This window comes from Bacillus salipaludis (genome assembly GCF_030938565.1).
GTDB lineage: Bacteria > Bacillota > Bacilli > Bacillales > Cytobacillaceae > Neobacillus > Neobacillus salipaludis_A.
Map to the genome: position 1 here is coordinate 6,092,177 of NZ_JAVGVR010000001.1, position 12,824 is coordinate 6,105,000.

Genomic DNA, 12,824 nt, shown 5'->3' on the forward strand with positions numbered 1-12,824 from the left:
ACCCCATTTCACAATATAAAATGCCCCCTTCCAAAATGTTCCTCCAAGGAAATGAGACAAAAAAGGAAATTGCCGAAAATAGCAATTTCCTTTTAAAAAGAATTCTAGTATTTAGCGTCGATTTGCGAGATCCTCCCGAGTCAGCGGAGCATTGGGTGAATCATTTCCAATCATATTCCTGCCTGTAACATCTTGATAGACGTCTGCCCCAAAACCTGCACGATCTTCCCTGCGCTCCACGACCACAAGAAATTTACCGTCTTTCACATAGTCTTCATAGCGCCCTGCTTCCTCCTCGGGGATTCCCATTCCAATCAATGCCCCCGTCAGACCGCCCACTCCTGCACCGAAAACGGCCCCGGTCAGCGTTGCCGCAATCGGACCTGCAGCAATAAGCGGTCCAATCCCTGGTATCGCTAGAGCACCCATTCCCGCCAACAAACCAACCATGCCGCCAAGTGCACCACCGGTTGCTGCCCCGGCTGCAAGACCATCTTCCGTTTTCGTACCCGTCGCATCATTGATTGCCGTTACATCCTCTCTATTCTTACCGATGACTGAAATTTCCTCTGCCGTATACCCTTGACGTTTAAGATCTTCAACCGCCCGAATCGCCTCGTTCTCCGTATCGTACACTCCTACCAAATGCTTGTCATGTTTAAACATTGAAATCCCTCCTCTTGTTCATTTACATTACCCGCCTTGAGGAAGAATGAAACATCCGACGACTCATTCGACACCCCTCCACAGAAATTCATTCAATTAAACGTTTGATAAAAATCCCGACAACCCCTTTTGAAAAACGAACTACTTGTAGTTTCCGGGGAAATTTTTTGTCGATAAAAAAGCCTTTATTTCCTTACAAAGCTCCAATCCTGACGAAAAATAGAATCCTTCTACATACTTTGACTAGTTCCCCTAAATCCGCTATCCAATCAAACGTTTGATTAGATTCACAGCAAACCGTTATGAAATAAGACATTTCCCCTTCAACGCTTTAAAACGATTGTCGAAGGATGGTATGTCAGAAATTAGGACAGACGCAGCTCTACTATTTTTCTATCAAACTTATAGCTAGTACACCTTCTATTTTTTTGTTAAGTTAGAATTATCCAACTGTTTTTAGGAGGGATTCTATTGAAAAAAGGTTTAAGCTTAACGACGACCATGATATTGGCCTTTCTTTTCATCGGGGGAATCGCAGTATATAAAGTCATGAACAATGCATCAGAATTTGAAAGAAAACATACAGTGGAAACCACTGCTGTTGCGAAAAAGGATGCTGCAAAGGAGAAGAAAGAACAGACTGGCTATATTGGCGGAGTTCAATACGACATTAAATTGGATAAAAGTAGTTCGCAAGAGGCTGTGATTGAGGTCATGCACAAGATGACCCACCAAAAAGTAAAGGCCAAAGAAAAATGGGGCGCCGTCCCGATGATTCCGGATACTATTAACCAAGTTTACAACATAGTGAAAAACAGCGATTTCGAGCTGAAAAGCGACCTACTAGCCATACTAGAGAAATGGAAAGTGGGGAATTTTGAAGAAATAGCCGAAGACCATAACTATTTCTGGCAGCAACAAGGCGGCACCGTCGGCAAAGCGTACGGAACCATGACAAAGGCAGAAGAAAAAACCTTCATCGCAAACAACTTTGGCGACGAATTAGCAAAACAAGATAGCCCTCAGCCATAATATATAATACATTTCCGACAAAATTCGGGTGGTGCCAGGCACCACCCGAATTTTGCCGAACTATTAAAGAAACGGCCGTGCCACCCCTGCAATCACGTTCCGATGCGAATTCTTGATTGGTTGTATCATGACACGCGGCGGCCAGGATTCGATTACTTTGTTGTTTCCTAGATAAATAGCTACATGCCAAATGGTATGGGTGCCTGGTTGATAGTAGAAGATTAAATCGCCGCGTTGTCGCTGGCTATAGGGCACGTGTTTAAAATTCTTCGAAGCAAACAGTTTTCGGCTGTTCCATTCGTTCCCAGGATGCGCATGCTGAATACTCGACACAGGCACCGGATTAATCCCGGCAGCATACAAGGCCTGCGTTACCAATCCACTGCAGTCAAGTCCATACTTTGGAGACGAAGATGCCCCCACAATATAAGGATTCCCCATATATTGATAGGCTTGCTTGATCATTGCCTCAATATGAGCAGAACGGCCATCCCATGCATGCGCCTTTAACGGTGCGATATAGCTATCGATGCTATACCATGAGCTTTCACTAAACCCTAGCTTCTGCCAAGTTCTCAGATCTACATCCCCGGTGACAGGTAATTTATGCTTTGCCTGAAAGCTTCGAACCGCATACCATGTTTTATTGTTATATTTCGCATACCCATGCGTACCGATAATCCCCAGTTTGCGCATGACTTTCCACGTTTTTACACCTTCATAGCCGCGTGATAGATTATAGCCCACCTTCCCAGTCGGCTGAATTTGTTTGTATTGCACTTGATAATAACGCTTCGGATTTTGATACCCTTTTGTTTTTACGACCTTTAATTTATTGGCCGTTACATATTTTCCGTTGGTTAACTGTAACCGTGGTTTCCCTGTTTCTGTTTTTACCAAACGTTTTACATGTAAAAAGGTATCCTTCTTTTGTAAAGCAATCTTTTTCGTTAATTCAATGTCCTGATATGTATAGGTTGGCATCTTCACTTTTATAATGACAGGATTGCTTGTGTAAAACGAAACTTCCTCCGCATGCACACTGGATTCGGATACAGTCATGCCAAATCCCAAGATAGCAGCGGTTACTACTAAACTCTTAAACCACTTAAATTTCATACCTCAACCTCCCCACTTGTACTCTATATGTTTATTATCGGAAAATTCACAAATTATCTTATCATACGATTAATGCTCTTACAATTCTTTTAAAAATAGGGCCAGCCCTTGATAAAGCAGGCGGCCTTGTCATTCATTTTACGATCCAACCGCCTTTCTCCACCTGCTAACCAAAAAAGTCAACACTAACGCTAGAAACGCCCCGCCCCCATCAATCAATACATCTTTAAACGAAGCCATTCGATCCGGCATAAAGGATTGATGCCATTCATCTGACATGGCATAGAGGAAGGCAGTAACCCAGGCAAAGAAATATGCGAATCGATAGTTACTCATTACCTTATAAAACAAGAATGCCAGGATTCCAAACGCAGAAAAATGGCTAGCTTTCCTTATCATAAAATTCAGTTCATCTATCAAACCCTTTCCCGCGCCGGACACTTCATTTATCGCCGACGCCGTACGTTCTCCCGTAAAATAAGGTAGCTGTGTTACCAAAAAGATGATCAACATCCAGAACATTGCAGCCAGCATCCACCATTTTTTATTACCGCTCATTTATCTTCACTCCTGCTTCATTGATGACATCCAATAACACCTTATTTTATCAACATTGTAAAAAACAGAAAAGGCACCTGATTGTGATTCATATAGATATTTACATATTCACATTTCACCGCTTTAAACTTTAATAGAGTGGAGTCAGACCAAATTCTATTCTTACCTTCTATTTTGTTGCATATAGTCTATACATACAATCTAAATCACCTTGAACCTTCCCGTTTTCATTCCAATTGCTGCTATATGTGTGGATCAATTCTTAGTAAAGGATGTGTGGATAAATGGATTTAAATTCTTTTATCAGGCTATATCAAGAATTTTTAAAGGAAAGTGAGCAAAAGGGGTGGGTGTCCAAGGTTCTGATTGAAGAATTCGGAAATCATCTCGCTTCTATCAAAAATAGCGAAGGAATCGAAGTGGAATTTTTTATTGAGTTGGACTCAGGTAATTATAAACAAGTGACTGGCAAAACACATCAAGGCCAGCTGAACTATGGCGTGATCAGGCAGGAAGAAAAAGGAGATGCATTTGCGAAAGAAGTATTGGATGCATTCCATGATTACTGGTCCAAACATTCTAGCAAACGTAAAACACTCTTATTTCTCTATAATCCTAAATAATCACTCTCCAAACGATAACAAACGGAGCTCATTCCCCTTTTTTGAAAAATGAACTCCGTTTGCTGAATTACAACAAATAAACTTCTTCTCCCTCTCATCTATGAAAAAAATCCCCTCCAATGAAGTCCCTTTTCTGCGCACAAAATAATAGGACATCCTGCCTGTATGGAAAATAATTCTATTTAACCTATTTATCCCTCTATCAAAATGATATGATTTCTCTATCACCAAGTTCTGACTTCAATTAAAAAATAGGAGGGATTTTTATGAAAGATGCTATCTATCTGATTCCCTACAAAATGATTGAGCAGTTAGAAAACGTGAACGAGATTCCCAAAGGTGTTGAACTAATTCAAGCCCCCGAAATATGGGCGCAATCAACTGGCAAAGGTATAACAGTAGCTATACTGGATACAGGCTGTGATACCGATCATCCGGACCTGCAAAATCGAATCATTGGCGGACGAAATTTTACACAAGACGATGGCGGAAATCCGGCTATCTTCGAGGATTACAATGGCCACGGCACTCATGTGGCAGGTACGATTGCAGCGACAATCAACCACACAGGCGTAGCAGGCGTTGCTCCGGAAGCAAATCTTTTAATCTTAAAGGTTTTAGGAAAAGATGGCTCTGGGCAGTATGACTGGATCATTAACGCCATTCACTATGCCATCGAACAAAAAGTCGATATCATTTCAATGTCATTAGGCGGTCCTACCGATGTAAAAGAATTACATGATGCGATCAAGGAAGCGGTGCTGAACCATCAAATTCTTGTCGTCTGTGCCGCGGGTAATGAAGGGGATGGAGATTCCTCAACCGATGAGTTTGCCTTCCCTGGCAGCTATAATGAAGTGATTAGTGTAGGGGCGGTTGACCTGAACCGGCAATCCTCTTATTTTACGAACTCAAACAATGAAGTAGACCTCGTAGCACCAGGTGAAAAAATTACTTCTACTTATCTAAATGGAACGTATGCAACACTGAGTGGCACATCGATGGCTACACCACATGTTTCAGGGGCACTTGCCTTATTAAAAGATCTTTCTTCAAAGCAATTTGAAAGAGTACTCACGGAGCCCGAATTGTATGCCCAATTAATAAAAAGAACGGTGCCATTAGGAAATTCACCAAAGGTCGAAGGAAACGGGTTGATCTATTTAACCCTATTAGATTTCATTAAAAAGGTTTATGAACAACAGAATACAAATGTTTTAATATAAAAAATACGTTCCCCTCTGATTCTTCTTTTTCAGAGGGGTTTTTATTATTTATACAAAAATCTCCAAGTTATAAAAAAACGCTTGGACAATTGTCCAAGCGTTTTTCATCATGTTTACGCGCCTTAGAGGATTCGAACCTCTGACCGTACGCTTAGAAGGCGTATGCTCTATCCAGCTGAGCTAAAGGCGCATGGTATATGTAGGTGTGTTAAAGATTATCTGGGATTAGTTATTCCCTCAAAAAAATAAAATGGCTCCGCAGGTAGGACTCGAACCTACGACCGATCGGTTAACAGCCGATTGCTCTACCACTGAGCTACTGCGGAACAATTAATAATATGGTTAATTTTTTGCTATCGCAAAAAACTTTGGTGGGCCTAAATGGACTCGAACCATCGACCTCACGCTTATCAGGCGTGCGCTCTAACCAGCTGAGCTATAGGCCCTTATTAAAAAACATGGTGGAGGGGGACGGATTCGAACCGCCGAACCCTGAGGGAGCGGATTTACAGTCCGCCGCGTTTAGCCACTTCGCTACCCCTCCATATAAAAATAAAAAAAGCACGAAATTAAATGGTGGCTCAGGACGGAATCGAACCGCCGACACAAGGATTTTCAGTCCTTTGCTCTACCGACTGAGCTACTGAGCCATGTTAGTTTATATCCCCTACAACCATAAAGCTGTAAGTCCTTCGCCCCCATCTCAGAAAGCTTATTCTAGCAGCAGCTCGATTGGTGCGCTGATGCTTATTCATTGTAGCTTATTCGGGCGTGCTCTACCGACTGAGCTACTGAACCAACAAATGGCGGTCTGGACGGGACTCGAACCCGCGACCTCCTGCGTGACAGGCAGGCATTCTAACCAACTGAACTACCAGACCAAATTGCGGAGGCAGGATTTGAACCTGCGACCTTCGGGTTATGAGCCCGACGAGCTACCAGACTGCTCCACCCCGCGATAATAGAAATTAAAGCTAAAAATCAATGCTGAAGATAAAAACATATGGCGGAGGAAGAGGGATTCGAACCCCCGCGCGGTTTAACCCGCCTGTCGGTTTTCAAGACCGATCCCTTCAGCCGGACTTGGGTATTCCTCCGTAAAAATAAAAAGTATATAGTTTAAAGCATTGGACTGGTCGGGAAGACAGGATTCGAACCTGCGACCCCTTGGTCCCAAACCAAGTGCTCTACCAAGCTGAGCTACTTCCCGATAGTATGGCGCGCCCGAAAGGAGTCGAACCCATAACCTTTTGATCCGTAGTCAAACGCTCTATCCAATTGAGCTACGGGCGCATTGTTCTAAATGGTGAGCCATGAAGGACTCGAACCTTCGACCCTCTGATTAAAAGTCAGATGCTCTACCAACTGAGCTAATGGCTCTAAAATTAAAGATGGTGCCGGCTAGAGGACTTGAACCCCCAACCTACTGATTACAAGTCAGTTGCTCTACCAATTGAGCTAAACCGGCAGGTTTAAAGAAAAATATTATGGTGGAGGATGACGGGATCGAACCGCCGACCCTCTGCTTGTAAGGCAGATGCTCTCCCAGCTGAGCTAATCCTCCATTATAATGACATTTTTTTTACTGTCGTAATAAAAACTTTGGTGACCCCTACGGGATTCGAACCCGTGTTACCGCCGTGAAAGGGCGGTGTCTTAACCGCTTGACCAAGGGGCCTTTTTTAAAAAATCAGCAAAAATAATAGCCCCATAAAGGGCTTAGCCTGGCAACGTCCTACTCTCACAGGGGGACAGCCCCCAACTACCATCGGCGCTGAGAAGCTTAACTTCCGTGTTCGGTATGGGAACGGGTGTGACCTTCTCGCCATTATTGCCAGACTATTTTGTTTGAGGTATCATTCCCTCAAAACTAGATAATACAGAAGAAGTTTTAGTAAAAACGAGTTCACCTTAAGACTTGTCTAGCTTCGGCTCCTAACTTCTCGGCCGTTTCGATCCGTCCCTACAAATCCAAAAGGCAGGATTTGCAGTGCCGGCTCTTCAACGTCTGTCGAAGTTGAACAGTCGCCTCCGCTTTTCGTTTTGGTTAAGTCCTCGATCGATTAGTATCAGTCAGCTCCACATGTCACCATGCTTCCACCTCTGACCTATCAACCTGATCATCTTTCAGGGATCTTACTAGCTTGACGCTATGGGAAATCTCATCTTGAGGGGGGCTTCATGCTTAGATGCTTTCAGCACTTATCCCGTCCACACATAGCTACCCAGCGATGCCTTTGGCAAGACAACTGGTACACCAGCGGTGCGTCCATCCCGGTCCTCTCGTACTAAGGACAGCTCCTCTCAAATTTCCTGCGCCCACGACGGATAGGGACCGAACTGTCTCACGACGTTCTGAACCCAGCTCGCGTACCGCTTTAATGGGCGAACAGCCCAACCCTTGGGACCGACTACAGCCCCAGGATGCGATGAGCCGACATCGAGGTGCCAAACCTCCCCGTCGATGTGGACTCTTGGGGGAGATAAGCCTGTTATCCCCAGGGTAGCTTTTATCCGTTGAGCGATGGCCCTTCCATGCGGAACCACCGGATCACTAAGCCCGACTTTCGTCCCTGCTCGACTTGTAGGTCTCGCAGTCAAGCTCCCTTATGCCTTTACACTCTGCGAATGATTTCCAACCATTCTGAGGGAACCTTTGGGCGCCTCCGTTACTCTTTAGGAGGCGACCGCCCCAGTCAAACTGCCCACCTGACACTGTCTCCCACCCCGATCAGGGGTGCGGGTTAGAATTTCAATACAGCCAGGGTAGTATCCCACCGACGCCTCCACCGAAGCTAGCGCTCCGGCTTCTACGGCTCCTACCTATCCTGTACAAGCTGTACCAAAATTCAATATCAGGCTACAGTAAAGCTCCATGGGGTCTTTCCGTCCTGTCGCGGGTAACCTGCATCTTCACAGGTACTATAATTTCACCGAGTCTCTCGTTGAGACAGTGCCCAGATCGTTACGCCTTTCGTGCGGGTCGGAACTTACCCGACAAGGAATTTCGCTACCTTAGGACCGTTATAGTTACGGCCGCCGTTTACTGGGGCTTCGATTCAGAGCTTCGCTTGCGCTAACCCCTCCTCTTAACCTTCCAGCACCGGGCAGGCGTCAGCCCCTATACTTCGCCTTGCGGCTTCGCAGAGACCTGTGTTTTTGCTAAACAGTCGCCTGGGCCTATTCACTGCGGCTCTTCGAGGCTATTCACCTCAAAGAGCACCCCTTCTCCCGAAGTTACGGGGTCATTTTGCCGAGTTCCTTAACGAGAGTTCTCTCGCTCACCTTAGGATTCTCTCCTCGCCTACCTGTGTCGGTTTGCGGTACGGGCACCTTTTATCTCGCTAGAGGCTTTTCTTGGCAGTGTGGAATCAGGAACTTCGGTACTAAATTTCCCTCGCCGTCACAGCTCAGCCTTCGCGAGAAGCGGATTTTCCTACTTCTCAGCCTAACTGCTTGGACGCGCATATCCAATAGCGCGCTTACCCTATCCTCCTGCGTCCCCCCATCACTCAAACGATAAAGAGGTGGTACAGGAATATCAACCTGTTGTCCATCGCCTACGCCTTTCGGCCTCGGCTTAGGTCCCGACTAACCCTGAGCGGACGAGCCTTCCTCAGGAAACCTTAGGCATTCGGTGGATGAGATTCTCACTCATCTTTCGCTACTCATACCGGCATTCTCACTTCTAAGCGCTCCACCAGTCCTTACGGTCTAGCTTCAACGCCCTTAGAACGCTCTCCTACCGCGGACACCTAATGGTGTCCACCCACAGCTTCGGTGATACGTTTAGCCCCGGTACATTTTCGGCGCAGAGTCACTCGACCAGTGAGCTATTACGCACTCTTTAAATGGTGGCTGCTTCTAAGCCAACATCCTGGTTGTCTAAGCAACTCCACATCCTTTTCCACTTAACGTATACTTTGGGACCTTAGCTGGTGGTCTGGGCTGTTTCCCTTTTGACTACGGATCTTATCACTCGCAGTCTGACTCCCACGGATAAGTCATTGGCATTCGGAGTTTGTCTGAATTCGGTAACCCGATGAGGGCCCCTAGTCCAAACAGTGCTCTACCTCCAAGACTCTTACTTCGTGAGGCTAGCCCTAAAGCTATTTCGGAGAGAACCAGCTATCTCCAAGTTCGATTGGAATTTCTCCGCTACCCACACCTCATCCCCGCACTTTTCAACGTGCGTGGGTTCGGGCCTCCATCCAGTGTTACCTGGACTTCACCCTGGACATGGGTAGATCACCTGGTTTCGGGTCTACGACCACATACTCAAACGCCCTATTCAGACTCGCTTTCGCTGCGGCTCCGTCTCATCAACTTAACCTTGCATGTAATCGTAACTCGCCGGTTCATTCTACAAAAGGCACGCCATCACCCATAAACGGGCTCTGACTACTTGTAGGCACACGGTTTCAGGAACTATTTCACTCCCCTTCCGGGGTGCTTTTCACCTTTCCCTCACGGTACTGGTTCACTATCGGTCACTAGGGAGTATTTAGCCTTGGGAGATGGTCCTCCCTGCTTCCGACCGGATTTCACGTGTCCGGCCGTACTCAGGATCCACTCAGGAGGGAACGAAGTTTCAACTACAGGGTTTTTACCTTCTATGACGGACCTTTCCAGATCGCTTCATCTACCCCGTTCCTTTGTAACTCCATGTTGAGTGTCCTACAACCCCGAAAGGCAAGCCTTTCGGTTTGGGCTGTTCCCGTTTCGCTCGCCGCTACTCAGGGAATCGCGTTTGCTTTCTCTTCCTCCGGGTACTTAGATGTTTCAGTTCCCCGGGTCTGCCTTCATTATCCTATGTATTTAGATAAAGATACTGCTCCATTACGAACAGTGGGTTCCCCCATTCGGAAATCTCCGGATCAAAGCTTACTTACAGCTCCCCGAAGCATATCGGTGTTAGTCCCGTCCTTCATCGGCTCCTAGTGCCAAGGCATTCACCGTGCGCCCTTTCTAACTTAACCTAAAAGGTTTTACTCTAAATTTTGAGAGAAAAACTAAAATGGCGATTACTCGGTTTTTACTTGGTTACTTCTTCTTACGATTATCTAGTTTTCAAAGAACGATTTAAAAAAGCTTTGAGAGAATTGCTCCCTCAAAACTAAACAAACAAGAAACAGTCAACATCTTATCAGTCCACTAGGACTGCATTATCCTTAGAAAGGAGGTGATCCAGCCGCACCTTCCGATACGGCTACCTTGTTACGACTTCACCCCAATCATCTGTCCCACCTTAGGCGGCTGGCTCCTTACGGTTACCCCACCGACTTCGGGTGTTACAAACTCTCGTGGTGTGACGGGCGGTGTGTACAAGGCCCGGGAACGTATTCACCGCGGCATGCTGATCCGCGATTACTAGCGATTCCGGCTTCATGTAGGCGAGTTGCAGCCTACAATCCGAACTGAGAATGGTTTTATGGGATTGGCTAAACCTCGCGGTTTCGCAGCCCTTTGTACCATCCATTGTAGCACGTGTGTAGCCCAGGTCATAAGGGGCATGATGATTTGACGTCATCCCCACCTTCCTCCGGTTTGTCACCGGCAGTCACCTTAGAGTGCCCAACTAAATGCTGGCAACTAAGATCAAGGGTTGCGCTCGTTGCGGGACTTAACCCAACATCTCACGACACGAGCTGACGACAACCATGCACCACCTGTCACTCTGTCCCCCGAAGGGGAAAGTCCTATCTCTAGGAGTGTCAGAGGATGTCAAGACCTGGTAAGGTTCTTCGCGTTGCTTCGAATTAAACCACATGCTCCACCGCTTGTGCGGGCCCCCGTCAATTCCTTTGAGTTTCAGCCTTGCGGCCGTACTCCCCAGGCGGAGTGCTTAATGCGTTAGCTGCAGCACTAAAGGGCGGAAACCCTCTAACACTTAGCACTCATCGTTTACGGCGTGGACTACCAGGGTATCTAATCCTGTTTGCTCCCCACGCTTTCGCGCCTCAGCGTCAGTTACAGACCAGAAAGCCGCCTTCGCCACTGGTGTTCCTCCACATCTCTACGCATTTCACCGCTACACGTGGAATTCCGCTTTCCTCTTCTGCACTCAAGTCCCCCAGTTTCCAATGACCCTCCACGGTTGAGCCGTGGGCTTTCACATCAGACTTAAAGGACCGCCTGCGCGCGCTTTACGCCCAATAATTCCGGACAACGCTTGCCACCTACGTATTACCGCGGCTGCTGGCACGTAGTTAGCCGTGGCTTTCTGGTTAGGTACCGTCAAGGTACCGGCAGTTACTCCGATACTTGTTCTTCCCTAACAACAGAGCTTTACGACCCGAAGGCCTTCATCGCTCACGCGGCGTTGCTCCGTCAGACTTTCGTCCATTGCGGAAGATTCCCTACTGCTGCCTCCCGTAGGAGTCTGGGCCGTGTCTCAGTCCCAGTGTGGCCGATCACCCTCTCAGGTCGGCTACGCATCGTCGCCTTGGTGAGCCGTTACCTCACCAACTAGCTAATGCGCCGCGGGCCCATCTGTAAGTGTCAGCCGAAACCGACTTTCAGCTTCTCCTCATGAGAGGAAAAGGATTATCCGGTATTAGCTCCGGTTTCCCGAAGTTATCCCAGTCTTACAGGCAGGTTGCCCACGTGTTACTCACCCGTCCGCCGCTAATCAACAGGAGCAAGCTCCTATTGATTCGCTCGACTTGCATGTATTAGGCACGCCGCCAGCGTTCGTCCTGAGCCAGGATCAAACTCTCCAAGAAAGTTGATATAGCTCATTTGTTACGTTGGCTCATGTTCTCTATATAATAGAAGAAACACGATTATTATTGTTTGTTGACGTTTTTGTTTGTTTAGTTTTCAAAGAACAATCTTTTTTAAAAGCGACAAAATTAATCTTACCACTTTCAAAAATCAATGTCAATTATTTTTTAGGAAAAATCTCGAAAGATCTTATTAATTGACTTCCCTTTTTTAAGGAACTTTCTTATATTAACACCCTTGGTGTTTTAATGCAAGAGAAAGTTTTTAATTCTTAAAGGGATTTAAAAAGACTAAGAAGAAACTTCCTGTCTTTCGCCTGGCAACGTCCTACTCTCACAGGGGGACAGCCCCCAACTACCATCGGCGCTGAGAAGCTTAACTTCCGTGTTCGGTATGGGAACGGGTGTGACCTTCTCGCCATTATTGCCAGACTATTTTGTTTGAGGTATCATTCCCTCAAAACTAGATAATACAGAAGAAGTTTTAGTAAAAACGAGTTCACCTTAAGACTATGGTTAAGTCCTCGATCTATTAGTATCAGTCAGCTCCACATGTCGCCATGCTTCCACCTCTGACCTATCAACCTGATCATCTTTCAGGGATCTTACTAGCTTGACGCTATGGGAAATCTCATCTTGAGGGGGGCTTCATGCTTAGATGCTTTCAGCACTTATCCCGTCCGCACATAGCTACCCAGCGATGCCTTTGGCAAGACAACTGGTACACCAGCGGTGCGTCCATCCCGGTCCTCTCGTACTAAGGACAGCTCCTCTCAAATTTCCTGCGCCCACGACGGATAGGGACCGAACTGTCTCACGACGTTCTGAACCCAGCTCGCGTACCGCTTTAATGGGCGAACAGCCCAACCCTTGGG

At 46.5% G+C, this 12,824-nt stretch carries 6 protein-coding genes, 14 tRNA genes and 5 rRNA genes (1 of these 25 cut by a window edge); 3 read left to right on the plus strand and 22 right to left on the minus strand.

All coding sequences use genetic code 11. From position 1 onward, the window contains the following. Nucleotides 1–111: 111 nt before the first annotated feature. A complete protein-coding gene (locus RCG21_RS30220; protein WP_308914174.1) occupies nucleotides 112–666 on the minus strand; it encodes a general stress protein in 555 nt (184 codons plus the stop codon). 471 nt (nucleotides 667–1,137) lie between these two features. Between RCG21_RS30220 and RCG21_RS30225 the strand changes: the two genes are divergently transcribed. Then, entirely contained in the window at nucleotides 1,138–1,698 is a 561-nt protein-coding gene (locus tag RCG21_RS30225) for a DUF6241 domain-containing protein (RefSeq protein WP_308914175.1), read from the plus strand. Nucleotides 1,699–1,761: 63 nt separating this feature from the next. Here the strand turns inward: RCG21_RS30225 and RCG21_RS30230 are convergent, their stop codons facing one another. After that, nucleotides 1,762–2,817, minus strand: coding sequence for a DUF5776 domain-containing protein (locus RCG21_RS30230; RefSeq protein WP_133333789.1), 1,056 nt, complete (start codon nucleotides 2,815–2,817; stop codon nucleotides 1,762–1,764). 138 nt (nucleotides 2,818–2,955) lie between these two features. Further along, a complete protein-coding gene (locus tag RCG21_RS30235) occupies nucleotides 2,956–3,375 on the minus strand; it encodes a VanZ family protein (RefSeq protein WP_133333788.1) in 420 nt (139 codons plus the stop codon). 284 nt (nucleotides 3,376–3,659) lie between these two features. Here RCG21_RS30235 and RCG21_RS30240 point away from each other — a divergent pair, with 284 nt between their 5' ends. Further along, nucleotides 3,660–3,998 carry a hypothetical protein gene (locus tag RCG21_RS30240; RefSeq protein WP_133333787.1) on the plus strand — a complete coding sequence of 113 codons (339 nt, stop codon included), beginning with the start codon at nucleotides 3,660–3,662 and terminating at the stop codon, nucleotides 3,996–3,998. Between the two features lie 266 nt (nucleotides 3,999–4,264). Further along, nucleotides 4,265–5,224 carry a S8 family peptidase gene (locus RCG21_RS30245; protein WP_133333786.1) on the plus strand — a complete coding sequence of 320 codons (960 nt, stop codon included), beginning with the start codon at nucleotides 4,265–4,267 and terminating at the stop codon, nucleotides 5,222–5,224. Nucleotides 5,225–5,340: 116 nt separating this feature from the next. Here the strand turns inward: RCG21_RS30245 and RCG21_RS30250 are convergent. From RCG21_RS30250 to RCG21_RS30340, 19 genes are all read right to left on the minus strand, one after another. Further along, a tRNA-Arg gene (locus RCG21_RS30250) sits at nucleotides 5,341–5,414 on the minus strand. Between the two features lie 61 nt (nucleotides 5,415–5,475). Continuing rightward, nucleotides 5,476–5,550: transfer RNA gene (locus tag RCG21_RS30255), tRNA-Asn, on the minus strand. Nucleotides 5,551–5,593: 43 nt separating this feature from the next. Then, nucleotides 5,594–5,670 (minus strand) — tRNA-Ile (locus tag RCG21_RS30260). Nucleotides 5,671–5,683: 13 nt separating this feature from the next. Beyond that, nucleotides 5,684–5,768, minus strand: a tRNA-Tyr gene (locus RCG21_RS30265). Between the two features lie 30 nt (nucleotides 5,769–5,798). Further along, nucleotides 5,799–5,874: transfer RNA gene (locus RCG21_RS30270), tRNA-Phe, on the minus strand. 154 nt (nucleotides 5,875–6,028) lie between these two features. Beyond that, nucleotides 6,029–6,105, minus strand: a tRNA-Asp gene (locus RCG21_RS30275). 3 nt (nucleotides 6,106–6,108) lie between these two features. Beyond that, nucleotides 6,109–6,182, minus strand: a tRNA-Met gene (locus tag RCG21_RS30280). A gap of 46 nt (nucleotides 6,183–6,228) precedes the next feature. After that, nucleotides 6,229–6,321: transfer RNA gene (locus RCG21_RS30285), tRNA-Ser, on the minus strand. Nucleotides 6,322–6,357: 36 nt separating this feature from the next. Next, nucleotides 6,358–6,434 (minus strand) — tRNA-Pro (locus RCG21_RS30290). A 6-nt stretch (nucleotides 6,435–6,440) separates the two neighbouring features. Next, nucleotides 6,441–6,517, minus strand: a tRNA-Arg gene (locus tag RCG21_RS30295). A gap of 11 nt (nucleotides 6,518–6,528) precedes the next feature. Beyond that, a tRNA-Lys gene (locus RCG21_RS30300) sits at nucleotides 6,529–6,604 on the minus strand. A gap of 12 nt (nucleotides 6,605–6,616) precedes the next feature. Beyond that, a tRNA-Thr gene (locus RCG21_RS30305) sits at nucleotides 6,617–6,692 on the minus strand. A 20-nt stretch (nucleotides 6,693–6,712) separates the two neighbouring features. Then, nucleotides 6,713–6,788: transfer RNA gene (locus RCG21_RS30310), tRNA-Val, on the minus strand. Between the two features lie 39 nt (nucleotides 6,789–6,827). Then, nucleotides 6,828–6,902: transfer RNA gene (locus RCG21_RS30315), tRNA-Glu, on the minus strand. 44 nt (nucleotides 6,903–6,946) lie between these two features. Further along, nucleotides 6,947–7,063, minus strand: a 5S ribosomal RNA gene (gene rrf, locus RCG21_RS30320). A 204-nt stretch (nucleotides 7,064–7,267) separates the two neighbouring features. After that, nucleotides 7,268–10,203, minus strand: a 23S ribosomal RNA gene (locus tag RCG21_RS30325). A gap of 196 nt (nucleotides 10,204–10,399) precedes the next feature. After that, nucleotides 10,400–11,949: ribosomal RNA gene (locus RCG21_RS30330) — 16S ribosomal RNA — on the minus strand. A 315-nt stretch (nucleotides 11,950–12,264) separates the two neighbouring features. Next, nucleotides 12,265–12,381: ribosomal RNA gene (rrf, locus tag RCG21_RS30335) — 5S ribosomal RNA — on the minus strand. An 80-nt stretch (nucleotides 12,382–12,461) separates the two neighbouring features. Beyond that, nucleotides 12,462–12,824: ribosomal RNA gene (locus RCG21_RS30340) — 23S ribosomal RNA — on the minus strand; it runs 2,573 nt beyond the window's last position. Together the 16S, 23S and 5S rRNA genes with 14 tRNA genes alongside form the textbook arrangement of a ribosomal RNA operon.

Excerpts from the sequence above, each read along its gene's own strand:
- RCG21_RS30235 (WP_133333788.1), bottom strand. The coding sequence starts at position 3,375 with ATGAGCGGTAATAAAAAATGGTGGATGCTGGCTGCAATGTTCTGGATG.
- RCG21_RS30220 (WP_308914174.1), bottom strand. The coding sequence starts at position 666 with ATGTTTAAACATGACAAGCATTTGGTAGGAGTGTACGATACGGAGAAC.
- RCG21_RS30245 (WP_133333786.1), top strand. The coding sequence starts at position 4,265 with ATGAAAGATGCTATCTATCTGATTCCCTACAAAATGATTGAGCAGTTA.
- RCG21_RS30230 (WP_133333789.1), bottom strand. The coding sequence starts at position 2,817 with ATGAAATTTAAGTGGTTTAAGAGTTTAGTAGTAACCGCTGCTATCTTG.
- RCG21_RS30240 (WP_133333787.1), top strand. The coding sequence starts at position 3,660 with ATGGATTTAAATTCTTTTATCAGGCTATATCAAGAATTTTTAAAGGAA.